Consider the following 23,113-nt stretch of genomic DNA (forward strand, 5'->3'; position numbering starts at 1 on the left):
AAATCCATGACCTCGCTTTCTGTCAAGACGCCTTTTTGGCCGCCAGCTCCAGGAGGAGCCCGGTAAGCAGCTCCTCGGCGTCGGCACCGGTGGACTTCATGGCCAGATCGATCTCCTCACAGCGGAGAACCGCCCTGCGGCACCACTCCAGGGAAAACTTCCGGGCCGACTGGACCAGCTTCTCCGCCGGGTAGGCCGACCGCAGGCTCCACAGCTCCATAAGCCACTTGGCCCCCTTGCCGTTCTCAATGGCCAGCCGGGCGGTGTAGAGCTGTCGGATCTGCCGCCCCAGAATGGACAGCAGCTTGATGGGGGCCTCCTGCATATGCAGGAGATCCCCCAAAACGGAGAAGGCCTTGTCGAAGTCCCCCGCGGCGATGGCGTCGGTGAGCTGGAACACCACCGCGTCCAGCTGGGGGGTGGCCACGGCGTCGATATCCCTCCGGGTGACCCGCTTTTCCTTGGCGTAGGAGCCGATCTTGCCGATCTCGGAGATGAGCCCCGTCATCAGATCCCCGCATAGGAAGATCAGATATCGGGCGTCGTCGGTGCTGATGTCGTGGCCCAGGGCCCGGAACCGCCGGGCGATCCAGTCGGTCAGATCCCCCTGGTCCTGGCGGGCGAAATCCACCACCCGGCCCTTTTCCTTGACGATCTTGGCCAGCTTCGCCCGGTTGTCCGCCTTGTATTCGATGACGTCGTAGACGAACACCAGGCACACGTAGTCGGGCAGGTCGGACAGGAGATCGGCCATGGCCTCCTTATCCCCCTTATAGATATCGTAGTCGGAGACCACCACCAGTGTGCGCTCGCTCATCATGGGCATGGCGTCCACCAGCTCCCGCAGTTTGTGGATGGAGAAATCCTTGGCCCCCAGCGTGTGAAAATTGAAGTCGTCCAGCCCCCCGGTGAGAAGAGCCTCCTTCATTTTTCCCAGGTAATACTCCCGGAGGTAGACTTCCTCGCCGTGAAGGATGTATAGGTTCCCGATGCTTCCGGCGGTGATATCCTTCTTCAGATCCCGATAGGCGGAATCATCTGTTTTTTTCTTGAAAGCCATGGCCTGCCTCCTCATGCCGCGCAGTGGTCTTAGTATAACATACTCACCCGGTTTTTGCAATCCGGGCATACATAACTTTCATAATACATGTTTGCTCTGCCAGGCCCCCGACCACCAGCGCCACAGGAACAGCACCGCCCGGATACACTCGTCCAGCGCCATGGCGATCCACAGCCCGGGAAGGCCCAGGCCAAACCGCACACCGAAGAGCCAGCTCCCGCCCACCCCCATGACCCAGGCGAAAATCACGCACAGGAGAATGGGGTAGCGGATATCTCCGCAGGCCTGGAGCACACGGCACATGGTCATGTTCACCGCCCGCCCCACCTCCAACGGGATCTCGATGAGCATAATGATCTTGGCCAGGGCAATGATGTCGGGGTCCCTGGTGAAAAGGGAGTAGACCGGCCCGGCGAAGAGGTAGAGCAGGATGGATACCGCCAGGGACACTCCGACGGAACCTAAGAGGGCCAGCCGCACGCTCTTTCTGGTGGCGGGTACGTCTCCCCCGCCCATGAGTCTGGCCACCACCACCTGGGCGGCCTGGGACAGCGCCGCGCCAAAGAGGTAAGTGACATTGGCAAACATATTGGCGTACACCCGGGTATTCACCACGAACTGGGCAAAGCGGTTGCAGATGGTCTGGATGCAGATTTGGGACAGGTTGTAGGACACCGATTCCCCGCCGGTTGGAATGCCGATGGCCAGCAGCCGCCCGAACTGCTCGGCCGGGAAAGGCCGCAGATCGCTCATCTTGACCACCGGTCCGAACTTCCGGCGGAAAAGGAGGGCGATGACCACCACCCCGATGAGTCGGGAGAGGTCGCTGGACACCGCCGCCCCCAGCACCCCCAGGGCGGGAACGGGCCCCAGGCCGTTGATGAGGACGGCGTTGCCCCCGATGTTCAGGCAGTTCATCAACACCGATATGAGCATGGTCTCCTTCATCATCTGGCTGCTGCGGAAAAAGGCGGTGAAGGTGAGGTAGACCGCCTGGAACACCATCCCCACCCCGATGACACGCATATAGCCGCAGGTTTTCTCAAAAATCTCCTCATGGACCCCCATGAGCCGGAAAATGCCGCCGCAGCCGAGAATAAGGATCAAACTCACCAGAAGCCCGAACACGATGTTGGTCACCAGGGCCACCGTATAGGTCCGGTTGACCTTGGCGGTGTCCTTGGCGCCGATGTACTGGGAAATCAGGATCATGGAGGCGGTACACACCACGGAGAATACCAGAAGCACCAGATTTGTCACCTGATTGGCGTTGCCGATGGCCCCCACTCCTCCGGGATCCCGCCAGCCCACCATGATCTGGTCGGCATTGCCTACCAGCATTTGGAGGAGCAGCTCAATAAAAATGGGCCAGCTCAGGGCCAAAATATTGTTTTCCCTCTTCTTCACGGGGGCACCCTCTCTCCAAAAAAACACATAGGGAAATTATAAAGGCTGGGATCAAAAACGCAAGCGTCATTCCGACTATAATTTCACCTGGCCGCCGCCCTCTTTTCCATCATAATACCGCCGCGGACCGCTCCCCTTGCCAAGCCCTCACCACTATGGTAGGATTAACTTCAACAAGGAGGAATGATGATGTACCAGCTCCGCGCCCGAGATCACGGCCTTACTGTCGGGGAACTCCCCACCGGCCCCCGGAATAAGCTCACCGACGTCCCCGGCGTCACCGTGGGACACTGCACCGTGGACACCCCCGAGCACAAGACCGGGGTCACGGTGGTCCTCCCTGGCCCGGAGAACCCTTTCGTCCACAAGCTGCCCGCCGCCGCCTTCGTGCTGAACGGCTTCGGCAAGACGGTCGGCCTTGTCCAGGTGGAGGAGCTGGGCACGCTGGAGACCCCCATCGCCCTTACCAACACCCTCAACGTGGGCCTGGTCCACGACGCCATGGTGGAGTACATGCTCACCCGCTGTGAGGCCGAGGGGGTCCCCCTGGCCTCGGTGAACCCCGTGGTCTGTGAGTGCAACGACGCCGGGCTCAACCACATCCAGCGCCGGGCGGTGGGCGCCGAGCAGGTATTCTCCGCCCTGGCCGCCGCCTCCCCTGATTTCGACGAAGGGGATGTGGGCGCCGGAACCGGCATGGTGTGCCACGGCCTCAAGGGCGGCGTGGGCTCCGCCTCCCGGATCCTGGAAATGGACGGCAGGCAGTATACTCTGGGGGCCCTGGTCCTGGCCAATCACGGAAGGCTCTGCGACCTCACCATCGGCGGAACAAAGGTGGGGGCCGCCATCGAGGCGGCCAAGGCCGCCAAGGCGTCCGACGTGGGCTCCTGTATCGTCCTTCTGGCCACCGACCTGCCTCTGGACAGCCGCCAGCTGGGCCGGGTGGCCCGCCGGGCCTCCGTGGGCCTGGCCCGCCTTGGCTCCTTTATCGGCCAGGGCAGCGGTGAAGTATTCTTGGCCTTCTCCACCGCCAATTCCTTTGACCCGAGAGAAAAGGCGGCCACCCGAACGGTGACCGCCTTCCATGAGAACAAATTGGATCTGCCCTTCCGCGCCGCCGCCGAGTGTACGGAGGAGGCCGTTCTGAACTGCCTCTTTACCGCCCACACCGTCACAGGCTGGAGCGGAAAAACCGTCTACGCCCTGCCCGACCTGTGGAGGCCGGGAACTTAGCCCAGCTTCTCCGTCAGCTCGTTCCAGAGCTCCAGAGCCCGGAATTTCACCAGATAGCCCTCGTCCTCCCCGGTGATCATCTTCACCTGGCCGTCGGAGAAGCTGCCCGCCCTCTGGGCCACCGTCTCGGTGACCGAGCCCAGGCACAGGGGCGGGAACACGACGCACCACCAGTTCCGGCCCTCTCCCTCCCCCAGGGTGATCTTCAGCGCGGTGTACCGCCCCGCGGGAAGGGAGAAATCCGTGTACCGCTTCGTGGGGAACCAGGCGTCCTGCTCCACCTGGGCGGTGACGGACACCGAATTCCCCGCCGCCTCCGCCCCGGCCCGGGCCAGCTCTTCCAGATGCTCGGCCAGGATGACCTGGGCCTGGGTCTGGTCGGTGATCCCCTCCAGCCAGGGCCCGGCCTCTTCCAGTACCGCGTCCCGCACCCGGAGCTTCACCATTTGATCCTCGGCGGAGTCGGAGGCGCCCACCACGTGGAGCCGCACCACCTGTTCGGTCAGCGCCGCCTGCTGGCCGGACAGCCAGGTCCCCATCAGAGAGGCAAAAGCCACGCCCAGCAGCAGGGCAAGCTCCCACCGGCGAAACCGGTTCTTTTTCTCATGTACCAAAATGGACACACCTTTCTATGTCAGGTGTGTCCATTTTTCCCTTTTATTGGAGTTTTAAACCAGCTTTCGTAAAATCGGTCCCCGTTTTCACCGCTCCGGCTGCTCTCGGTCCTTGGGCGGCCTGCAAAACTTTTTTGATCTGGGGTCGGAGGCCCCCATTGCGGCGTAGTTCTTTCTCGCCTCGGCCAGGGTCAAGCCGTGATTTTGGTCGCTGGGCTCCCCGTCCGAGCGGAGAAATAGGTCGACCTCCCAGGCGCACACGGGGCAGATATAGGCCAGGGCGTCCCCGTGGTTGGGGATGGTCAGGCATCCGCAGCAGGGGCAGGGGACATCCCCAACCACCTCTTGGGGCGCCGTCCTCTCCTCTTCCGCTCCACTTCCAGCCGTGGGAAGAAACAGCTTCTTTTCTCTGTTCACAACTATCCTCCTCCCATTTTTTCCAGTACTGTTCCGATGTCTCCATCCAGGCATACGCTCTGTGTCCGGATGGCCTCCGGGGCCCAGGCCTGCCCCTGGTTGACACAGATATGCCACGCCGAGGAATTGTCCGCCGTCATCCGCCAGAAGGGGTACTTGATGATACCGGGGGTGTTGTTCCCCACCCCCAGCTCCAGAAAGACGATCCTGCCCCTCAAGTGCCGGCGGAGGAAATCCCGGCAGCGCTCCTGGGCCGCGCGCCAGCCCTCGTCCTCCACAAACCGCCCGTCGCACCTCAGGTTCGGTATCATGGGCCCGCCGCACACTGGGCACCGGGGTACCAACTCCGGCGGCACCCGCAGGTCCCTCTGCTCCTTTACCATCCGCGCCACGGCCGCCCGGTTGTCGTAGGTCTTACCGTGGCAGGGCTTGGCGCATTGAAACAGCCCGTAATCCCCCTGGGTGTAAAAGAGCCGCTTTTTGTCGAAGCCCGCCCGCTGGAAGCAGTGGTCCACGTTGGTGGTAAGGATAAAGTAATCCTTTTTTCCCACCAGCTCCAGCAGGCGGCCGTAGACCGCTCCCCCGTCCTGGGCATAGCGGTTCCACCAGATATGGCGGCTCCAGTAGGCCCAGTATTCCTCCTGGGTGGGATAGGGATAAAACCCCGCCGAATACATGTCGGTAACGTGATAGCGGGCGATAAAGCCGGCGAAGTGTTCCTGGAACCGGGGCCCGCCATAGGTGAGCCCGGCGGAGGCGGACAGGCCGGACCCCGCCCCCACCACTACGGCCTCCGACCGTTCCAGGACTTCGGCCGCTTTCTCCAGCTCAGTACAAAAGTTCATGGTAGAGGGCCTCGTCCTCCTCTCGGAACACATCGAAGATCACCCGCTTGATGTTTGGATGCCGGGGCAGCAGCGTCCGGACCGTGTCCACAGCGATCCGGGCCGCCTCCCGGCCGGGAAAGCGGTACTCCCCGGTGGAGATACAGCAAAAGGCCACGCTTTCCCACCCCGCTCCTCCGGCGGCGTCCAGGCAGGCCCGGTAACAGCCAGCCAGCGCCTCCCGGTCCCCCCGGGCCACCTCCCTCTCCACAACGGGTCCCACCGTGTGGAGGACATACCGGGCAGGCAGATTGAACCCCGGCGTCACCTTGGCCCGCTCCGTGGGCTCCGGGTGGCCCTGGGCCTCCATCAGCTCCCGGCAGGCCAACCGGAGCTGGATCCCGGCGGCCGAGTGGATGGCGTTATCGATACAGCCGTGGTTGGGATAAAAGCACCCCAGCAGGGCCGGATTGGCGGCGTTGACGATGGCATCCGCCCCCAGCCGGGTGATGTCCCCCCGCCACAGGCACAGCCGGGGTTCCCCCGGCACGGCGGGCAGGCCGAGGACATCCACAACGCCCTTGGCCTCTCGCTCGGCGGACAGCAGAGCGTCCTGCCGTCCCAAAAAGCCCGGCCGCGGGGGCAGGGGCGGACGAAGGTTCATCAGCCCCCGGAGGAGCCGCCTTTGGGCTGTCTTCTCCTCCGGAAACCGCCCGGCCCACGCCCGGTACTCCGGCATCTCAGCCAGCAGCATTTCGTTGAGGACCCCGATCTCTTCCAGCCGCCCCATGGCCCGCGCCCCTTTTCCCGTTTTTATCCGAAGAAGAATCCGGCCGTCATGTCCAGATAGTTTTCCCCGCTGTACGCGCCGTACCGCTCCTGGACCGCCCGTTTGAATTCCTCAGCGCCGGAGCACCGCCCGGCAATATCCTTCAGTGTCCGAAGATAGGCGATCTTGGTCTCCACGTCCTTCAAATCCTCCGGGGTGTAGTGGGAGGTCAGCACCAGGGTGTAGCCCTTCGCCAGAAAGCCCTCCAGCTGGCCGATCAGCGCGTCGGCGTGACCCGCCCCCGCCACGATGGAGTGGCAGTCGTGGCCCAGCATATGGGTATACACCGTGTTGATCTCCGGGATCTCCACGTCAAAGGCCTCCTGCGTCGGGATCACCCGGAACCGGATCCCGCCGATGGCCGCCTCCCCCTCCTCCAAAAAGTCGGTGACGGTATGGATGCTCCCGTCAAAATCGTCTCCATAGACCCCGGTGAAATTCTCGATCAGGGCTTTTCCCCCGCCGGAATGGCCGTATTCGTCGGCATTCCGGGTGGCGTACTTCCGGGTCCCCGGCAGGAATGAGGCCCCCGCCATATGGTAGGCCAGCAGCATCCCGGCCACGGTCAGCTCCCGCTCCTCCAGGTATTCCGCCAGCGCCCGGTTGCTGTCAAAGAAACAGGGCGACTCCAGGATGACCGCCTGCCCGGCTTTCTCCAGAACGAAAACTTCGTCGGCGATGGGGTCGTCGGTGCGGTAGGCGTGGAGCTTTACCGCGCCAAAATCGTAGACGTTCATCTCGCCCTTTTCCAGTTTGACGGTGGTGTAAGCGTTCTTGTTCATGTTTGGTTCCTCCTATGTGGGATCGTTTGCGGGGCCGCGGTCTTGCGGTCCTTGATCCCATCATAGCGGGGCTCTTTTCCAAAGTAAAGCAGGCACTTTTTTATTATCAGGTCACCTTTTTGTAACTGTTGCGAAGCTGTCCGGCCCGTGCTATGATAAGAAAAAAGGAGGTGTCCGCCATGCTGACCTGGGAAGAGCTGCCCCCCTGTCCGGTGGCCACCACCGTGCGGCTCATCGGCAACAAGTGGAAGCCCCTCATCATCCGGGATCTGATGGAGGGCACCAAACGGTTTGGTGAGTTCCGTAAGAGCATCCCCGGCATCAGCCAGAAGGCCCTGACGGAAAACCTCCGGGCCCTGGAGGAGGACGGTCTCATCCTCCGCACCGCATACCCGGAGGTGCCGCCACGGGTGGAGTACCGCCTCAGCGAGACCGGGGAGAGCCTCAAGCCTATTTTGGATGCCATGACGGCCTGGGGCACAGCTTATAAAAAACGGCTCTCCCAGGAGAGCTGAGTGCAGAAAAGACCGCCCAAACCAGGGCGGTCTTTCTCTTTGTCAAAGGGTCTGGGCCAAAAAGCTGTCGGGACACAGCGGGCGCACCGCCTCATGGGCCGCCCGGGCCACCTCCTCCCTGTCAAAAAGGCCGAAGACGGTGGGGCCGGTGCCGGTCATGCTGGCGCCCATCGCTCCGTTATGGAGCAGGACCTGCTTAAGCTCGTCCACCCGGTCCCTGCGGTGGCCGGGAAGCACGTCCTCAAAGACGTTGAAAAGCCTGTGGGCCACGCCGGGCAGGTCTCCCGACTCCAGCGCGGCAAGCATCCCGGCGGTGTCAGGATGACAGCGCAGCCGCTTCCCGTCCAGCCGGGCGAAAAGCTCCGGGGTGGAGACGGGAAAGCCTGGCTTGGCAATGACCACCCAGCAGCGCGGCAGGGCGGGCAGGGGCGTGACCACCTCTCCCCGGCCCTCAGCCAGGGCGGTGCCCCCCAGGACACAGTAGGGCACGTCGGAGCCCACTCCCGCCCCGATCTGGGCCAGCTTTTCCGGGGAAATATCCAGCTTCAGAAGGGTGTTGAGCCCCCGGAGGACGGCAGCGGCGTCGGAACTGCCCCCCGCCATGCCGGCGCAGACAGGCACCTTTTTGTCGATGGCGATGACCAGACGCCCGAAGTCCACCCCGGCGGCCTCCTGGAGTCTGAGGGCGGCCGCCGCGGCCAGGTTCCTGCCGTCCACCGGCAGAAAGCCCAGGTTTGTGGACAGGGCGACCCCCTCCCCCGGCGCTGTCTCCAGCGTGAGGGTGTCGGCAAGAGAGACCGACTGCATCACCATCCTCATCTCGTGGTAGCCGTCGTCCCGCTTTCCCAGCACATCCAGGGTCAGATTCAATTTGGCGGGCGCTTCCAGCGTGAGAGTACTCACCGCGGGCCTCCTCATGGGGCGCGTCACAAAATACGCGCCCTCTGTCTCGTTATCGGATCTTCCGGGCCTCTAAGTAAAACCGCTTATCGTTTGCCTCTCCCATGGAGAAGGTCTTGCGGGGCAGGACCCCGTCGTAAATGACCGTGGGAAACAGCTCTTCCTTCCCCATAGGGGGCAGGAGGAAGCCCATATTGCCGCCCCGCCGGCCCAGGTCCCGGGTCACATCGGCGCCGTGGATGTAGTCGATGCTGCCGCCGTGGTCCTTTACATAGCCGTCCAGGAAGGTCTGGAGGGTGCCGACGGGCAGCTGCTGCCTGGGATGGGGCACAGTGACGGCCCCCTCTCCCTCCGCCCAGATATAACGGAGGACGTGACCTTCCCCCTCGCCCTCATAGGCGCCCGGAAAATGCTGCAGCATTTCATTAAGCAAGTCTTTTCCCTTGACGCCAAACACCACCCGGTGGATGGGCTCAAATTCCAGGGAGTCGTCGTGAAGGTCAACCACTTCACACAGGGCCCAACGGGCGGGCAGGGCTGCCCACTCCTCGGGCTTTGTCAGCTTTTTCTGCCGCTCGTAGCACTCCTTGGCCGTGGCCAGGGAATGGTTTCCGTCACCCACGGCAAACTGGAGGACCGGAGTCCCGGGCGCCAGCCCGTAACGGGCCTGGAAAGCCTCGGGAGCAAAGAGAGCCTGGAAGGCGGAAGCCACCTGGGCCATGCTCCCGCTGTCCAGCCGCCAGCCGGCCACCCGGCCGCCGTCCTCCATCAGCTCGAACTCATAGAGCAACTCCATCCGGTCCTTGCGGAGGGCCAGAGGCTCGATGACCGTTTTCTGGGGGTCGTCACACAGGAGCATCACGTGGGGCAGCTCCACGGGGGCGTTCTTCCGCACCGCCACCCGGGGCGGGATGCGGCTCATCACGGTGCCCTCCGTGGCCCGGACAGCGGAGGCGGACCCCGGCTCGTAGTTGTACTGCTCCAGGTCCACCTTCCCCACCAGGCCCCGGCGGACTTTTCCGTTATGCAGGGTCCGCTCCACGTAGATGAGGGAACCCGTCAGCTCCCGGAAGCGGTCTTCCCGCAGATAGCGGGTCATGGTGTTGTTGATCTCCATGATGTCGGTCTCCACGTTGGGACCGTCCAGGCAGCTCTCCGGCAGGATGAGACGGAGCGTGGAGGGGGCGGACCCCACCCGCTCCTCCACCCGCTGCCAGTACTCGGGCTGGGAGGTATACTGGTCACAGGCCACCACGGCCCACTTGGTCAAGTCGCAGTCCTGGGGCAGCAGGATATCGGCCGGGCCGAAGCTCAAAGCCTGAAAATTGGCGTCCATAGCGGTCCCCCTCATTGATTTTTGAAACCGGCGTCTGCCGGAGAAACCTCTGTCAGGCCATGGCCCCTTTGATGGCGGCCAGGAGCTGGTCAAAGTCCTCGTAGGCGGCCAGCTCCGGGTGGTCCGCCTTGATCTGGTCGGTGCTCTTGAAGAGGAAGCCCGCCTTGCTGGCCTGGATCATGCCCAGATCGTTGTAGCTGTCCCCGGCGGCGATGGTCTGGTAGCCGATGGACTGCAGGGCCTTCACCGTGGTGAGCTTGGACTGGGGGCAGCGCATCTGAAACCCGGTGATCTCCCCACCCGGCGCCACCTCCAGGGTGTTGCAGAAGATGGTGGGCCAGCCCAGCTTTTCCATCAGGGGCTTGGCAAACTGCTCAAAGGTATCGCTCAAAATGATGACCTGAGTGATGGACCGCAGCTCGTCCAAAAATGCCTTGGCCCCGGGCAGAGGGTCGATCTTGGCGATGGTGGCCTGGATCTCCTTCAGGCCCAGGCCGTGCTCCTTTAGGATGCCCAGGCGGTAGTTCATCAGCTTGTTGTAGTCGGGCTCGTCCCGGGTGGTGCGCTTCAGCTCCGGGATGCCGCTGGCCTCGGCGAAGGCGATCCAGATCTCCGGGACCAGGACGCCCTCCATGTCCAGGCATGTCAGGTACATCAAAACTCTCCCCTTTCCCGTTTCTTTTTCAAGTTGGTGAGGAAGTTGTCCATCCGGGTGAGGGCCTCGGCGATATCCTTCATGGAGGTGGCGTAGCAGCAGCGGACGAAGCCCTCGCCGCCGGGTCCGAAGGCGGCGCCGGAGATGACGGCCACCTTCTCCTCCATCAGGAACCGCTCACAGAAGTCGTCGGAGGTAAGGCCCGTCCCACGGATGTCCGGGAAAACGTAGAAGGCCCCCCGGGGCTCGTGGCAGGGCAGACCGATGCGGCGCAGGCCTTCCACCAGATAGCGGCGGCGGCCGTCGTACTCGTCCCGCATCTTCTCGATGTCCACGTCCCCGTTCTGCATCGCCTCAATGGCGGCATACTGGCTGGTGGTGGGGGCGGACATGATGCCGTACTGGTGGAGCTTGAGCATCTCCTGGATGACGGGGGCGGGGCCGCAGACGTAGCCCATGCGCCAGCCGGTCATGGCGTGGGACTTGGAGAAGCCGTTGACCACGATGGTGCGCTCATAGAGCTCGGGGTGGTTGGCGGGAGAATAGTGGTGCTGGCCGTAGGTCAGCTCGGCGTAGATCTCATCGGAGAGAAGCATGATGTCGGTGCCCCGGAGGATGTCCGCCATCTGCTCATAGTCCTCTTTTTCCATGATGCCGCCGGTGGGGTTGTTGGGGAAGGGCACCACGACGATCTTCGTTCTGGGGGTGATGGCCTTTTTCAATGCCTGGGGCGTAAGCTTGAAGCCGTCCTCGGCGTAGGTCTCCACAAAGACCGGTTTGGCGCCGGTCATCGAGCACAGGGGACCATAGCAGACGAAGGAGGGCACGGGGATGATGACCTCGTCGCCGGGGTTCAGCAGGGCCCGCATGGCCATGTCGATGGCCTCGCTGCCGCCCACGGTGACGATGATCTCCTTGGCAAAGTCATATTTCAGATCAAAGCGCCGCTCCAGATAGGAGGCGATGTCCCGGCGCAGTCCGGCCATGCCGGCGTTGGATGTATACTTGGTGTGGCCCTTCTCCAAAGAGTAGATGCCCGCGTCCCGGATGTGCCAGGGGGTGACGAAATCGGGCTCGCCCACCCCCAGGGAGATGGCGTCCTTCATCTCCTCCAGGATGTCAAAAAAGCGGCGGATGCCGGAGGGCTGGACTTCCTTCACCCGCTCCGAGAGAATGTTTTCGTAGTTCACGTGAAGATCCACTCCTTCTCCTGCTCTTCCCGCTTTTCAAAGATCAGGTGGTTTTCCTTGTACTTGTGAAGGATAAAGTGGGTGGCGGTGCCGGTGACGTCCTCCAGGGGAGCCAGTTTATCGCCCACGAACTGGGCCACTTCCTTCAGCGTGCGGCCCGAGATGATAACGGTCAGATCGAAGGCCCCCGACATGAGGTACACGCTCTCCACCTCGTCGTACTGGTAGATGCGCTCCGCGATCCGGTCGAAGCCCTCCCCCCGCTGGGGGGTCACCTTGACCTCGATGAGGGCGGTGACGTTCTCCCTCTGGGTGCGGTCCCAATCCACCACGGCCTGATAGCCCAAAATCAGCTTTTCCGCCTCAAATTCCTTGACGGCGGCCTTGACCTCCTCCACCGTCATACCAGCCATAGAGGCCAGCTGCTCCGGGGTGAGGGTGCAGTCGCTTTCCAAAAGCTGCAACAGCTTCATGTTCGCCATTTCAAGTTCCTCCCATCCGTTAGATGATTTGATCTATTATAATGCCTGAGGGGCAGGAAAATCAACTGATGCGTTTTATTTTTTGTTTGCTCAACTTTTCTAAGATATTATTTCACTATTGACTTTCACAATATTAAATGTTATCTTTAATATTGTGAAAGTCACTCACTTGGAAAGGGGATGCCTCATGCCCATAGAAATACTTCCGGACTGGATGGCGGGGCTGGAGGAAGAGGACACTGCCTTTATCCGCAATTTCATTCTCTCCTCCGGCTCCCTCAAGGAAGTGGCCGCCCTGTACTCCGTCACCTATCCCACGGTGCGGCTGCGGCTGGACCGGCTCATCCAAAAGATCAAGCTTAGCGAGGATCAGGCTATGGACCCCTATGTGGCCCTGGTGAAGCGGCTGGCGGTAAACGACAAGCTGGATTTCGACACCGCCAAAATCTTGATCCAGGCCTATAAAAAACAAAAGGAGGAAACGTAAATGGCATTTGCTTTCAACACGATTTTTCTGCTGATACTCTACGTGGCCATCCCCACCGCCCTGCTCTGCGTGGTGGAATATTTCCTGGCCAAGGTGGAAAGCCCCTGGCCAGGCCGGGCTCTCCCCATCCTGGCCGTTATTTTTTCGGTGTGCGTCACTTTGATTTTGATCTTCAATCTGACCAACGTGTCCCTGTGGGCCGCGCTGGCCGGAGCGGCGCTGGGGCTGGTGGTCCTGAACATCCCCACCGTCCTCTACCTTGTGATCTACCGGAACACCCGAAAAAAATTCATTGAGAAAAAGAACATGGACCGGATGAACATCCAGGATCTATGACCCCTTCCACATCAATAGGTGTGGTCGCAGACCTCCCGGATCTTGGCCTGGATGGTTTTCAGATCCTCGAAGGTCTCCGGGCGCCGGCGGGGGTCCCGGAGCAGGGCGGCGGGATGGAAGAGGGCGATGCGGAGGATGCCGTCCTTCTCAAACCACTGGCCGTGCTCCCGGGTGATCTTGAAGTCCTCCTTGATGAACTTCATGGCGGCGATGCGGCCCAGGCAGATGATGATCTTGGGGCGGATCAGCTGGATCTGCCGCTCCAACCATTGGGCGCAGGCCTCCTGCTCGATGTTCAGGGGGTCCCGGTTCTGGGGCGGGCGGCACTTCACCATATTGCCGATGTAGATATTCTTTTTCCGGCTCAGGTCGATGATCTCCAGCATATCGTCCAGGAGCATGCCGCCCCGGCCCACGAAGGGGCGGCCGGTCAGGTCCTCCTGTTCCCCGGGGCCCTCGCCGATGCACATAACCTCAGCCTCCGGGTTCCCCTCTCCAAAGACCACGTTGGTGCGGGTGTCCGCCAGGCCGCAGCGGCGGCAGGCCAGACATTCCTCCCGCAGAGTATCCCATTCGTTCATATCTTTTTCTCCCCTTTTCCTGTTTTATGACCATTGTAACACACACGCCCCCCATTGAAAAGTTGGGATTCTGTGTAAATTCACCATTGTAATTCAAAAAAGTTCTGCGTATAATAGCTCCTAATAAAAGCGATGAAGGAGCCCGCCCCTCGGGCGTGCCGACAGAAAACGCGGGTCACCGGCTGAGAGCCCGCTTCGGCAAAGAGAGGACGCGCAACACTCCGGAGCCGGGGGTTCGAGGCCGCAGGGCGTCAGGGCTCCACGTCTTCCCACGTTACGGGAGAAGAGTGGCCGTCTCAAGGGCGAGGCGGCAAGCTCGGGTGGTACCGCGGAATTTTCCGTCCCGGAACTGTGTGCTTTGCACGCGGTTTCGGGACTTTTTTCGTCCCGGGCTCCATTCTTTCGGCCCCGTCTGGGAGGGCGGGACCGAGCCCTGAGGTGTCGCAAAATGAAAAACATGGATGGTACGTTGTCAGCGAGGGTCATGGCCCTCAAGGAGGCCGGGAGAAGGACCGGCAGGCAGGTCACGGTGCGGGGCATGGTCCACGCCCTGCGGGATATGGGAGGCATCACCTTTCTCACCCTGCGAGGGTCCGAGACGGTGCTTCAATGCGTGTGCGGAGAGGGGTTCGACCTCCAGGGCGTCACCGAGGAGTGTGCCGTGGAGCTGTCCGGACTGCTCCGCCAGGAGGCGAGGGCCCCAGGCGGCGTGGAACTGGCGGCGGAGGAGTTGAAGATCCTCTCCCGTCCCGCCGCCCCCCTGCCGGTGGCCGTGTCCAAGCGGAAGCTGAACCTGAATCTGGACACGGAGCTGGCCCTCCGGCCCGTGGGCCTTCGGAACCTGCGCCAGAGATCGGTGTTCCGGGTTCAGGAGGCCCTGGCCAGGGCCTTTCGGGAGACCCTTCACCAGCTGGGCTTCACCGAGATCCACACCCCCAAGATCGTCCACGCCGGGGCGGAGGGAGGCTCCAACATCTTCCGGCTGGACTACTTCGGCCGCAAGGCTTTTCTGGCCCAGTCCCCCCAGTTCTACAAGCAGATGATGGTGGGGGCCTACGAGCGGGTCTTTGAGATAGCGCCGGTCTTTCGAGCCGAGAAGCACTCCACCGCCCGGCATCTCAACGAGTATACCTCCATGGACCTGGAGATGGGCTTCCTCGACTCCTTTTACGACCTCATGGAGGTGGAGACCCTTTTTCTGCAAAAGGCCATGGCCCTGCTGGCCGAGGAATACGCCGGGGACGTTGCCCGCCTGGAGCTGGAGCTGCCCGATGCGGCCGCCATCCCCACCCTGCGCTTCGACGAGGCCAAGGGGCTGGCGGCGGAACGGTACGGCTACCGGATCCGGGACCCCTACGACCTGGAGCCGGAGGAGGAACAGTCCATCGGCCGGTACGCCAAAGAGGTGCTGGGCTCCGACTTCCTCTTCGTCACCCACTACCCCAGCAAAAAGCGGCCCTTCTACGCCATGGACGACCCGTCGGACCCCAAGTACACCCTCTCCTTCGACCTTCTCTTCCGGGGAATGGAGGTCACCACCGGGGGCCAGCGCATCCACGGCTACCAGGAGCAGATTGACAAGATGCTGGCCCGGGGGATGCACCCCGAGGAGTTCGAGAGCTACCTCATGATCCACAGGGCCGGGATGCCGCCCCACGGGGGGCTAGGCATCGGGCTGGAACGGCTCACCGCCCGGCTGTGCGGACTGGACAATGTGCGGCACGCCTGCCTCTTCCCCCGGGACCTGAGCCGGCTGGAGCCTTAAGGAGGTCAAATCATGAAAATCACAGAAGAAATGGTGGAATATATCTCCACCCTCTCCCGGCTCAAGCTGGAGGCCCTGGAGCAGGCCAAAATGGCCGGGGAGCTGGAGACCATCGTCTCCTATATGGACATCCTCAACCGCCTGGACACGGCGGAGGTGGAGCCCCTGAGCCACATGTTTCCGGTGAAGAACGTGACCCGCCCCGATGAGGTCCAGCCCTCCTTCCCCAGGGCCGACCTGCTCTGGAACGCGCCGGGCCGGGATGAGGAGACCTTCCTGGTCCCAAAGGCGGTGGACTGAGATGGGACTTTGTGAGCTCACCGCCCTGGAGCTGGGCGCGGCCTTGAGACAGGGCCAGGTCTCCCCCGCCGAGGTTTTGGAGGCCGCCAAAGCCCGCATCCGCTCCTGCCAGAGTGAAAACAACGCCTTTATCACGGTGACGGCGGATCAGGCCGCCCCCGCGTCCGCCTCCTCTCCCCTGTCCGGGGTGCCCATGGCCCTGAAGGACAACATCTGCACCAAGGGGGTCATGACCTCATGCGCCTCCAAGATCCTGGGGGGCTTCCAGCCGCCCTACGACGCCACGGTGGCGGAAAGGCTCCGCCAGGCCGGGGCGGTGTGCCTGGGCAAGCTGAACATGGACGAGTTCGCCATGGGGAGCACCTCGGAGACCTCCTTCTACGGCCCGGTGCGCAACCCCTGGGACCTGTCCCGGGCCCCCGGCGGCTCCTCCGGCGGGGCGGCGGCTGCCGTGGCCGCGGGCGAGGTGTGGTACGCCATTGGCTCAGACACCGGCGGCTCCATCCGCCAGCCGGCGGCCTACTGCGGCGTCACCGGCATGAAGCCCACCTACGGCACCGTCAGCCGGTACGGCCTGATCGCCTACGCCTCCTCCTTGGACCAGATGGGCCCCATCGCCCGCTCCGCCACCGACTGCGCCGCCGTGCTGGACATCATCCAGGGACAGGACAAACGGGACGGCACCAGCCTGGCCGGTGATTACGGCCGCCTGCTGGAGGGCCTCACCGGCGACGTGCGGGGGCTGAGGGTGGGCCTTCCGGCGGAGTGCTTCGGAGACGGGCTGGACCCCGAGGTCAAGGACGCCGTGCTGGCCGTGGCCGGGGTGCTGAAAAGCCGGGGGGCCGTGGTGGAGGAGTGCTCCCTGCCGGTGATGGACTACGTGGTGCCCGCCTACTATATCATCGCCTGCGCCGAGGCCTCCTCCAACCTGTCCCGGTTCGACGGGGTGAAATACGGCTGGCGGGCCGAGGGCTACGAGGACCTGACAGACCTCTACCGCAAGACCCGCACGGAGGGCTTCGGCAGTGAGGTGAAGCGGCGCATCCTGCTGGGCACCTTTGTCCTCTCCACCGGGTACTATGACGCCTACTATAAAAAGGCCCTTCAGGTGAAGGCCCTCATCAAGCAGGCCTATGACGAGGCCTTCCAGCGCTACGACCTTCTGCTGACGCCGATAGCCCCCACCACCGCCCCCAAGCTGGGGGAAAGCCTCCGCGATCCGCTGAAGATGTACCTCTCCGACATCTACACCGTCCCCCTCAACTTGGCGGGCCTGCCGGGGATCTCTGTGCCCTGCGGCTTCGACAGCCGGGGGCTTCCAATCGGGGCCCAGCTCATCGGCCCTCCCCTGGGAGACCGGGCCGTCCTCAACGCCGCCCACGGATTTCAGCTGGAGACGGACTATCATAAGCGGCATCCGAGGGAATACCCGCTCCGTCAGCCTGGGGCTGACATCTCTCCCCAAGAGGGAACCGGCACGGAAGGGGTGATTTGAATGACCTGGGAAACTGTGATTGGTCTGGAAACCCACGTGGAACTGGCTACGAAAACGAAAATCTTCTGCGGCTGCACCACCGCCTTCGGCGGGGAGTCCAACACCCACTGCTGCCCCGTGTGCACCGGGATGCCGGGCACCCTGCCCGTCCTCAACGAGAAGGTGCTGGAATTCGCCGTCAAAACAGGCCTGTCCCTGGAGGGAGAGATCACCCGCTCCTGCAAGTTCGACCGGAAGAACTATTTTTATCCCGACCTGCCCAAGGCCTACCAGATCAGCCAGCTCTACCTCCCCATCGTCCGCCGCGGGAAAATGCCCATCCGCACACCCTCCGGGATTGAAAAGGTCATCCGCATCCACGAACTCCACATGGAGGAGGACGCGGGCAAACTGGTCCACGACCCCTGGCTGGACGAGACCCGGTGCGACTACAACCGCTGCGGGGTCCCCCTCATTGAGATCGTCACCGAGCCGGATTTCCGCTGCGCCGAGGAGGTCATCGCCTATCTGGAGAAACTCAGGTCCACCCTGCAATACCTGGGGGTATCCGACTGCAAGATGCAGGAGGGCTCCCTCCGCTGCGACGTGAACCTCTCGGTCCGTCCCGCCGGGAGCCGGGAGCTGGGCACCCGGACCGAGATGAAGAACCTGGCCTCCTTCAAGGCCATCGCCCGGGCCATCGCCTATGAGGCCAGACGGCAGGTGGAGCTGATCGAGGAGGGCGGGCGGGTGACCCAGGAGACCCGCCGGTGGGACGAGAACAAGGACGCCACCTTCGCCATGCGCTCCAAGGAAAACGCCCAGGACTACCGCTACTTCCCCGAGCCGGACATCCCGCCGCTGGAACTCAGCGAGGCTTATTTGGAGGGGCTCCGGGGCCAGCTGCCTGAGCTGGCCGAAGAAAAGATGGCCCGCTATCAAACCGACTATGGCCTGCCGGAATACGACACCCAGATGATCACCTCCCAAAAGGCCCTGGCGGACTTTTTTGAGGCCTGCGTGGCCCTGGGCTCCGATCCCAAGCAGACCGCCAACTGGATCATGGGCCAGGTGCTTGGCCAGCTCTCCGCCAAGGGGATCGAGGCCAGGGAGATGCACCTGACGCCCCCCACCCTCTCCCGGCTTATCCAGCTCGTGAAGGAGGGCAGGCTCAACCGGAACACCGCCGTGAAGGTATTTGAGGCCGTTTTCGACAGCGACGGGGATGTGGACGCGTATGTGAAGGCCCACGCTCTGGAGCAGATCAGCGACCCCGGTCTGCTGGTGGCGGCGGTGGAGACCGCTTTTGCCGCCAATCCCCAATCCATCCTCGACTTCAAGGCCGGGAAAAAGAAGGCCCTCGGCTTCCTGGTGGGGCAGGTCATGCGGGAGATGAAGGGCAAGGCGGACCCCAGGGCCGTCAACGAGGCCGTGCTGGAAAAGCTGGAGAAAAGTTAGGTTGTTTTTAAGGGGGAGACGCTTTGCGTCTCCCCCTTTTTACCGGCATGGCCCGTACAGCGCCGCCCAGCCCCCCGACGCCCGAAAACCGTCTTGCTTTCAATGTCGCTTCATGATAGACTGTGAGTACAAAAAATGATGGAGGCTGTCTATGTACGAGAAATTGCGGCAGGAAATCTGCGACATTTGCCATCTCCTCTACGACCGGGGCTACGTGGTGTCCAACGACGGCAACGTCTCCGCCCGGACGGAGGGGGGCACCATCCTCATCACCCCCTCCGGCGTGGGCAAGGGCCGGATGACCCCCGATATGCTGGTGGAGACCGACCTGGACGGACACATCCTCTCCGGGGACCGGCATCCCTCCTCCGAGAGCAAGATGCACTGGATGGTTTACCGGGAGCGGAGCGACGTGAACGCCGTGGTCCACGCCCATCCCCCCATGTCCACCGCCTTTGCCGTCTGCCGCCGCCCCTTGAAGGAAAAGTATCTGGCGGAGCTGGTGGTGGGGCTGGGTGAGGTGCCGGTGACCGAATTCGCCATGCTCTCCACCGATGAGGTGCCCAATTCAGTGAAACCCTTCGTCCGGGACCACTCCGCCGTGCTGCTGGCCAATCACGGCGCCCTGGCCTGGGGGCCCTCCCTTCTCTCCGCCTTCGACCGGATGGAGACGGTGGAGCAGACCGCCAAGGTCTACTACTACGTGGGCCAGATGGGCGGCGGCGTGGAGATGACCGAAGAACAGGCCGACACCTTGAAATCCATGACCGGCTTTTACCAAAAGCTGGCCCAGAAGCGGGAGGATTGACATGGCGCAGACAGCGGATGAGCTCATCACCGCCCTGGGGCTGGTGCCTCTGGAGGACGAGGGGGGCTGGCACAGGTGCCTGTGGCGGGCGGAGGACGACGTCACCGTCAGCGCCATCTACTACCTTTTAAAAAAGGGGGAGCGGTCCCGCTGGCATCAGCTCAAGTCCAACGAGATCTGGACCTGGCACGCCGGCGGCAGCCTGGAAATGACCTTAGGCGGGGACGGCCCGGTCCCCGTGGAGGGGACAAAGCAGGTTTTCGGCCCCCGGATCGGGGTGGACCAGGGCTTCCTCGCCGTGGCTCCCGCCCATCAGTGGCAGACCACCCACGTGGTGGACGGCGATTTCGCCCTGGTTTCCTGCGTGGTCTCCCCCGCCTTCCGGCCGGAGGACTGCTATCTTCCCCATCCGCCCATCGAAGAGGATCTCAGATAAAATAAGGAGGGGTTTTTATGGACTTTTCTCTCAGCGGCAAGGTGGCCGTGGTCACCGGCGTCAGCCGGGGCCTGGGCCGGGCTATGGCCCTCGCTCTGGCCGAAGCCGGCGCCGACATCGTTGGCGTGGGCTTTCACGGCATGGGCTCCACCAAGGCGGAAGTGGAGGCGCTGGGCCGCCGGGCCGTGGAGATCACCCACGACCTGGGGAACAGCGCCGCCGCCCCCGAACTGGCCCAAATGTGCATCGCCGCCTTCGGCAGGGTGGATATCCTGGTCAACAACGCCGGTATCATCCGCCTCTCCAACGCCGAGGATCACACCGCGGAGGACTTCGATGCCGTGATGGAGGTCAACCTCCGCTCCCTCTTCCTCCTCACCCGGGACATCGCCAGGCAGATGATTGCCCTGGGGGGCGGCAAGATCATCAACACCTGCTCCGTCCAGTCCTGCCGGGGCGGCTCCGGGGACGCGGCCTATGTGGCCAGCAAGCACGCCGTCCACGGCTTGACCCGGGCCTGGGCCAACGAGTGGGGCAAGTACCACATCAACGTCAACGCCATCGCTCCGGGCTACATGGTCACCGACAATACCGCCAAGCTTCGCACCAAACCGGAGGCCGTGGCCCAGATCGACGCCCAGATCCCCATGGGCCGGTGGGGCGTGCCGGAGGATCTGATGGGCCCGGTGGTTTTCCTGGCCTCTTCCGCCTCCGACTACGTCAACGGCCACCTGCTTGTGGTGGACGGAGGATACCTGAACTGCTGAACGAAATGGAATGATAAGGAGTGAGCCCCATGTCCGAAGAACTGACCAAAGTGACCCACATTGACAACGTGCGGCTGGGAGACGACGAGCGCAGCGTGGTCATCATCGACCAGACCCAGCTGCCCAACCGCACCGAGTACCTGACCCTGCGCACCGTCCAGGAGATGTATGACGCCATCAAGCTACTGAAGGTGCGGGGGGCCCCTGCCATCGGCATCTGCGCCGGATATTGTATGTACGCCCTGGCCCGGCAGATCGACACCGATGACTTCGACTATTTCGTCACCACCTTCTGCCGCTACAAGGACTACTTAAATTCCTCCCGGCCCACCGCCGTCAACCTGAGCTGGGCCCTGAACCGGATGGACCGGGTGCTGGACCGGGGCCAGGGGGACGAGGACCTGGGGGACGTGCTGGACGCCCTGGGCGACGAGTGCCGGGCCATCCACCGGGAGGACATCGAAATGTGCCGGGCCATCTCCGAATACGGCCTCTCCCTCCTGAAGGACGGCGACGGCCTGCTCACCCACTGCAACGCCGGGCCTCTGGCCACCTCCCGCTACGGTACCGCCCTGGGCCCCATGTTCCTGGGCAAGGAAAAGGGCATGGAGTTCCACGTCTTTTCCGACGAGACCCGCCCCCTCCTCCAGGGGGCCCGGCTCACCTCCTACGAGCTTCAGAAGGCGGGCATCGACGTGACCCTTATCTGCGACAACATGGCCTCCATCGTCATGAAGAACGGCTGGATCAACGCCTGCCTGGTGGGCTGTGACCGCATCGCCGCCAACGGGGACGCCGCCAACAAGATCGGCACCTCCGGCGTGGCCATCCTGGCCAAGCACTACGGCATCCCCTTCTATGTGCTGGGCCCCACCTCCACCATCGACATGTCCTGCGCCACCGGTGACGATATCGAGATCGAGCTCAGGGACCCGGAGGAGATCAAGAACAAGTTCTACGCCGAGCCCCAGGCTTTGGCGGAGGTCAAGTGCTACAATCCCGCCTTCGACGTCACCGACCACAGCCTCATCACCGCCATCGTCACGGAAAAGGGCATCTGCTACCCCCCCTTCAGCGACAGTCTGGCGGCCCTCTTTGCCGGGGACAAGTAAAAACCGGTTGGAGAAACTGACACATTTTTGTAAAATACGGGCTTGTTATTTTTGCCGAAACTTAGTATGATTAAGGATATACTTGGACCGTCTTTCTGGTCCATGTATGGATTGCCAAATTTAAGGAGGAACTAGAATGAAATTGAGCAAGAAAATCCCCGCGCTGGGCCTGACCCTTGCCATGGCCCTCTCCCTGGCCGCCTGCGGCGGCAACGCCACCGAGTCCAAAGCGCCCGAGGAGAGCAAGGCCGCCGAGAGCACCGCCGTCTCCGAGGCCCCCAAGGCCGAGGGTCTGAAGATCGCCATCTGCACCAGCCCCAACACCGTGGATGACGGCTCCTTCAACGAGGATAACTACGACGGCATCCTGGCCTTCATCGCCAGCCGGGACAACATCGACACCGTGACCCCCGTCCAGGAGCCCACCGGCGACCCCGCCGCCGCCGCCCAGACCGTCAGCGATATCGTGGCTGACTACGACATCCTGGTCTGCACCGGCTTCCAGTTCGCCGGCATCGCTACCATCGCCCAGGACAACCCCGACAAGTCCTTCATCCTGGTGGACTCCTTCCCCTCCGCCGACGGCGCCGACGTAGAGGTTGAGAATGTCTACGCCATGCAGTTCGCCGAGCAGGAGGGCGGCTTCTTCGCCGGCATCTCCGCCGCCATGGAAACCCAGACCGGCAAGGTGGCCGTGGTCAACGGCGTGGCTTACCCCTCCAACGTCAACTATCAGTTCGGCTTCGAGTCCGGCGTGAATTACGCCAATAAGAACCTGGGCACCAAGGCTGAGATCGTGGAGATCGCCTCCTACGCCGGCACCGACGTCACCAACGCCAACGTGGGCGGCAACTACACCGGCAACTTCGGCGACGAGGCCATGGGCAAGGTCGTGGGCCAGGCCCTCATCCAGCAGGGCTGCGACATCATCTTCGTAGCCGCCGGCGCTTCCGGCAACGGCGTGTTCACCGCCGCCAAGGAGGCCGGCAACGTGAAGGTCATCGGCTGCGACGTGGACCAGTACGACGACGGCGCCAACGGCTCCGACAACATCATTCTCACCTCCGCGCTGAAGAACATGGCCGTCAACGTGGAGCGCCAGCTCAACGCCATCGTGGACGGCACCTTCAAGGGCGGCAACTACACCCTGCATGCCGACACTGACTCCACCGGCTACGTCTCCGAGGCCGGCCGCCAGCAGCTCTCCGAGGACACTCTGAAGGCCTTGGCCGACGTCTATCCCCTGGTGAAGGACGGCACTATCGTGCCCGCCTCCAACTTCAACGGCAACACTCCCGAGGAGTTCCCCGGGCTGTAAGCCGCACGTTTCAGCGTTTTCCGCTTT

26 protein-coding genes are annotated in these 23,113 nt (G+C 62.9%); 13 read left to right on the forward strand and 13 right to left on the reverse strand.

Annotated features, from left to right (window positions below; genetic code table 11):
* Positions 1–22: 22 nt before the first annotated feature.
* Together holA and AAEU42_RS09120 are read right to left on the reverse strand one after the other, a co-directional pair.
* The gene (holA, locus tag AAEU42_RS09115; protein ID WP_342233225.1) at positions 23–1,060 is read right to left on the reverse strand and encodes a DNA polymerase III subunit delta; all 1,038 of its coding nucleotides are present in this window, start codon (positions 1,058–1,060) and stop codon (positions 23–25) included.
* Between the two features lie 78 nt (positions 1,061–1,138).
* Entirely contained in the window at positions 1,139–2,467 is a 1,329-nt protein-coding gene (locus AAEU42_RS09120) for an MATE family efflux transporter (protein WP_342233226.1), read from the reverse strand.
* A gap of 189 nt (positions 2,468–2,656) precedes the next feature.
* On the opposite strand from AAEU42_RS09120, the gene AAEU42_RS09125 reads away from it, so the two are divergent.
* A complete protein-coding gene (locus tag AAEU42_RS09125; RefSeq protein ID WP_342233227.1) occupies positions 2,657–3,700 on the forward strand; it encodes a DmpA family aminopeptidase in 1,044 nt (347 codons plus the stop codon).
* Here AAEU42_RS09125 and AAEU42_RS09130 read toward each other — a convergent pair.
* From AAEU42_RS09130 to AAEU42_RS09150, 5 genes are all read right to left on the reverse strand, one after another.
* On the reverse strand, positions 3,697–4,323 hold the full coding sequence (locus tag AAEU42_RS09130) for a stage II sporulation protein R (protein ID WP_342233228.1): 627 nt from the start codon (positions 4,321–4,323) through the stop codon (positions 3,697–3,699). The two genes, AAEU42_RS09125 and AAEU42_RS09130, sit on opposite strands and share 4 nt — an antisense overlap.
* Positions 4,324–4,401: 78 nt before the next feature.
* Positions 4,402–4,731, reverse strand: a complete 330-nt coding sequence (locus AAEU42_RS09135; protein WP_342233229.1) for a CPCC family cysteine-rich protein — start codon at positions 4,729–4,731, stop codon at positions 4,402–4,404.
* A gap of 2 nt (positions 4,732–4,733) precedes the next feature.
* Complete coding sequence (locus tag AAEU42_RS09140) at positions 4,734–5,576, reverse strand: SIR2 family NAD-dependent protein deacylase (protein ID WP_342233230.1); 843 nt, start codon at positions 5,574–5,576, stop codon at positions 4,734–4,736.
* The gene (locus AAEU42_RS09145) at positions 5,560–6,345 is read right to left on the reverse strand and encodes a protein-ADP-ribose hydrolase (RefSeq protein ID WP_342233231.1); all 786 of its coding nucleotides are present in this window, start codon (positions 6,343–6,345) and stop codon (positions 5,560–5,562) included. The genes AAEU42_RS09140 and AAEU42_RS09145 overlap by 17 nt, the downstream gene beginning before the upstream one ends.
* A gap of 23 nt (positions 6,346–6,368) precedes the next feature.
* Complete coding sequence (locus AAEU42_RS09150) at positions 6,369–7,166, reverse strand: hypothetical protein (RefSeq protein WP_342233232.1); 798 nt, start codon at positions 7,164–7,166, stop codon at positions 6,369–6,371.
* A 179-nt stretch (positions 7,167–7,345) separates the two neighbouring features.
* Here AAEU42_RS09150 and AAEU42_RS09155 point away from each other — a divergent pair, with 179 nt between their 5' ends.
* Positions 7,346–7,681 (forward strand): winged helix-turn-helix transcriptional regulator, encoded by a 336-nt coding sequence (locus AAEU42_RS09155; protein WP_342233233.1) that lies wholly within the window; start codon positions 7,346–7,348, stop codon positions 7,679–7,681.
* Between the two features lie 42 nt (positions 7,682–7,723).
* On the opposite strand, the gene ispE is transcribed toward AAEU42_RS09155, so the two are convergent.
* The 5 genes from ispE to AAEU42_RS09180 are packed head-to-tail and all read right to left on the reverse strand — an operon-like array spanning position 7,724 to position 12,244.
* Positions 7,724–8,584 carry a 4-(cytidine 5'-diphospho)-2-C-methyl-D-erythritol kinase gene (ispE, locus tag AAEU42_RS09160; RefSeq protein WP_342233234.1) on the reverse strand — a complete coding sequence of 287 codons (861 nt, stop codon included), beginning with the start codon at positions 8,582–8,584 and terminating at the stop codon, positions 7,724–7,726.
* A gap of 49 nt (positions 8,585–8,633) precedes the next feature.
* Complete coding sequence (locus AAEU42_RS09165) at positions 8,634–9,917, reverse strand: DUF1015 domain-containing protein (protein WP_342233235.1); 1,284 nt, start codon at positions 9,915–9,917, stop codon at positions 8,634–8,636.
* Between the two features lie 52 nt (positions 9,918–9,969).
* The gene (thrH, locus tag AAEU42_RS09170; protein ID WP_342233236.1) at positions 9,970–10,572 is read right to left on the reverse strand and encodes a bifunctional phosphoserine phosphatase/homoserine phosphotransferase ThrH; all 603 of its coding nucleotides are present in this window, start codon (positions 10,570–10,572) and stop codon (positions 9,970–9,972) included.
* On the reverse strand, positions 10,572–11,762 hold the full coding sequence (locus AAEU42_RS09175) for a pyridoxal phosphate-dependent aminotransferase (RefSeq protein WP_342233237.1): 1,191 nt from the start codon (positions 11,760–11,762) through the stop codon (positions 10,572–10,574). Before AAEU42_RS09175 ends, thrH begins: the two co-directional genes overlap by 1 nt.
* A complete protein-coding gene (locus tag AAEU42_RS09180) occupies positions 11,759–12,244 on the reverse strand; it encodes an Lrp/AsnC family transcriptional regulator (protein ID WP_342233238.1) in 486 nt (161 codons plus the stop codon). The genes AAEU42_RS09175 and AAEU42_RS09180 overlap by 4 nt, the downstream gene beginning before the upstream one ends.
* A 187-nt stretch (positions 12,245–12,431) precedes the next feature.
* Between AAEU42_RS09180 and AAEU42_RS09185 the strand changes: the two genes are divergently transcribed.
* On the forward strand, positions 12,432–12,731 hold the full coding sequence (locus AAEU42_RS09185) for a DUF2089 family protein (protein ID WP_342233239.1): 300 nt from the start codon (positions 12,432–12,434) through the stop codon (positions 12,729–12,731).
* The gene (locus AAEU42_RS09190) at positions 12,732–13,067 is read left to right on the forward strand and encodes a hypothetical protein (protein ID WP_342233240.1); all 336 of its coding nucleotides are present in this window, start codon (positions 12,732–12,734) and stop codon (positions 13,065–13,067) included.
* 11 nt (positions 13,068–13,078) lie between these two features.
* Here AAEU42_RS09190 and AAEU42_RS09195 read toward each other — a convergent pair whose 3' ends face one another.
* On the reverse strand, positions 13,079–13,648 hold the full coding sequence (locus AAEU42_RS09195) for a uracil-DNA glycosylase (RefSeq protein WP_342233241.1): 570 nt from the start codon (positions 13,646–13,648) through the stop codon (positions 13,079–13,081).
* Between the two features lie 448 nt (positions 13,649–14,096).
* Here AAEU42_RS09195 and aspS point away from each other — a divergent pair, with 448 nt between their 5' ends.
* From aspS to AAEU42_RS09240, 9 genes are all read left to right on the forward strand, one after another.
* Positions 14,097–15,413 (forward strand): aspartate--tRNA(Asn) ligase, encoded by a 1,317-nt coding sequence (gene aspS, locus AAEU42_RS09200; protein WP_425288205.1) that lies wholly within the window; start codon positions 14,097–14,099, stop codon positions 15,411–15,413.
* A 12-nt stretch (positions 15,414–15,425) separates the two neighbouring features.
* Positions 15,426–15,713 carry an Asp-tRNA(Asn)/Glu-tRNA(Gln) amidotransferase subunit GatC gene (gatC, locus tag AAEU42_RS09205; RefSeq protein ID WP_342233242.1) on the forward strand — a complete coding sequence of 96 codons (288 nt, stop codon included), beginning with the start codon at positions 15,426–15,428 and terminating at the stop codon, positions 15,711–15,713.
* A gap of 1 nt (position 15,714) precedes the next feature.
* Complete coding sequence (gene gatA / locus AAEU42_RS09210) at positions 15,715–17,208, forward strand: Asp-tRNA(Asn)/Glu-tRNA(Gln) amidotransferase subunit GatA (protein ID WP_342233243.1); 1,494 nt, start codon at positions 15,715–15,717, stop codon at positions 17,206–17,208.
* A complete protein-coding gene (gene gatB, locus AAEU42_RS09215) occupies positions 17,209–18,645 on the forward strand; it encodes an Asp-tRNA(Asn)/Glu-tRNA(Gln) amidotransferase subunit GatB (protein ID WP_342233244.1) in 1,437 nt (478 codons plus the stop codon).
* 151 nt (positions 18,646–18,796) lie between these two features.
* Positions 18,797–19,453 (forward strand): class II aldolase/adducin family protein, encoded by a 657-nt coding sequence (locus tag AAEU42_RS09220; RefSeq protein WP_342233245.1) that lies wholly within the window; start codon positions 18,797–18,799, stop codon positions 19,451–19,453.
* Between the two features lies 1 nt (position 19,454).
* Positions 19,455–19,889: a cupin domain-containing protein gene (locus AAEU42_RS09225; protein ID WP_342233246.1), complete on the forward strand. Its 435-nt coding sequence runs from the start codon at positions 19,455–19,457 to the stop codon at positions 19,887–19,889.
* A 17-nt stretch (positions 19,890–19,906) separates the two neighbouring features.
* Positions 19,907–20,656, forward strand: a complete 750-nt coding sequence (locus tag AAEU42_RS09230; RefSeq protein WP_342233247.1) for an SDR family oxidoreductase — start codon at positions 19,907–19,909, stop codon at positions 20,654–20,656.
* A 29-nt stretch (positions 20,657–20,685) separates the two neighbouring features.
* A complete protein-coding gene (gene mtnA / locus AAEU42_RS09235) occupies positions 20,686–21,768 on the forward strand; it encodes an S-methyl-5-thioribose-1-phosphate isomerase (RefSeq protein WP_342233248.1) in 1,083 nt (360 codons plus the stop codon).
* A gap of 136 nt (positions 21,769–21,904) precedes the next feature.
* Positions 21,905–23,086, forward strand: a complete 1,182-nt coding sequence (locus tag AAEU42_RS09240) for a BMP family lipoprotein (RefSeq protein WP_342233249.1) — start codon at positions 21,905–21,907, stop codon at positions 23,084–23,086.
* Positions 23,087–23,113 lie beyond the last annotated feature (27 nt).

Origin of the sequence: Pseudoflavonifractor phocaeensis, from assembly GCF_038439875.1 — a bacterium.
Lineage (GTDB): Bacteria > Bacillota > Clostridia > Oscillospirales > Oscillospiraceae > Vermiculatibacterium.

Coding starts and splice junctions, on each gene's coding strand:
- holA (WP_342233225.1), bottom strand. CDS start 1,060: ATGGCTTTCAAGAAAAAAACAGATGATTCCGCCTATCGGGATCTGAAG.
- AAEU42_RS09125 (WP_342233227.1), top strand. CDS start 2,657: ATGTACCAGCTCCGCGCCCGAGATCACGGCCTTACTGTCGGGGAACTC.
- AAEU42_RS09140 (WP_342233230.1), bottom strand. CDS start 5,576: ATGAACTTTTGTACTGAGCTGGAGAAAGCGGCCGAAGTCCTGGAACGG.
- AAEU42_RS09145 (WP_342233231.1), bottom strand. CDS start 6,345: ATGGGGCGGCTGGAAGAGATCGGGGTCCTCAACGAAATGCTGCTGGCT.
- AAEU42_RS09150 (WP_342233232.1), bottom strand. CDS start 7,166: ATGAACAAGAACGCTTACACCACCGTCAAACTGGAAAAGGGCGAGATG.
- AAEU42_RS09155 (WP_342233233.1), top strand. CDS start 7,346: ATGCTGACCTGGGAAGAGCTGCCCCCCTGTCCGGTGGCCACCACCGTG.
- AAEU42_RS09165 (WP_342233235.1), bottom strand. CDS start 9,917: ATGGACGCCAATTTTCAGGCTTTGAGCTTCGGCCCGGCCGATATCCTG.
- thrH (WP_342233236.1), bottom strand. CDS start 10,572: ATGTACCTGACATGCCTGGACATGGAGGGCGTCCTGGTCCCGGAGATC.
- AAEU42_RS09180 (WP_342233238.1), bottom strand. CDS start 12,244: ATGGCGAACATGAAGCTGTTGCAGCTTTTGGAAAGCGACTGCACCCTC.
- AAEU42_RS09185 (WP_342233239.1), top strand. CDS start 12,432: ATGCCCATAGAAATACTTCCGGACTGGATGGCGGGGCTGGAGGAAGAG.
- AAEU42_RS09190 (WP_342233240.1), top strand. CDS start 12,732: ATGGCATTTGCTTTCAACACGATTTTTCTGCTGATACTCTACGTGGCC.
- AAEU42_RS09195 (WP_342233241.1), bottom strand. CDS start 13,648: ATGAACGAATGGGATACTCTGCGGGAGGAATGTCTGGCCTGCCGCCGC.
- aspS (WP_425288205.1), top strand. CDS start 14,097: ATGAAAAACATGGATGGTACGTTGTCAGCGAGGGTCATGGCCCTCAAG.
- gatC (WP_342233242.1), top strand. CDS start 15,426: ATGAAAATCACAGAAGAAATGGTGGAATATATCTCCACCCTCTCCCGG.
- gatA (WP_342233243.1), top strand. CDS start 15,715: ATGGGACTTTGTGAGCTCACCGCCCTGGAGCTGGGCGCGGCCTTGAGA.
- gatB (WP_342233244.1), top strand. CDS start 17,209: ATGACCTGGGAAACTGTGATTGGTCTGGAAACCCACGTGGAACTGGCT.
- AAEU42_RS09220 (WP_342233245.1), top strand. CDS start 18,797: ATGTACGAGAAATTGCGGCAGGAAATCTGCGACATTTGCCATCTCCTC.
- AAEU42_RS09225 (WP_342233246.1), top strand. CDS start 19,455: ATGGCGCAGACAGCGGATGAGCTCATCACCGCCCTGGGGCTGGTGCCT.
- AAEU42_RS09230 (WP_342233247.1), top strand. CDS start 19,907: ATGGACTTTTCTCTCAGCGGCAAGGTGGCCGTGGTCACCGGCGTCAGC.
- mtnA (WP_342233248.1), top strand. CDS start 20,686: ATGTCCGAAGAACTGACCAAAGTGACCCACATTGACAACGTGCGGCTG.
- AAEU42_RS09240 (WP_342233249.1), top strand. CDS start 21,905: ATGAAATTGAGCAAGAAAATCCCCGCGCTGGGCCTGACCCTTGCCATG.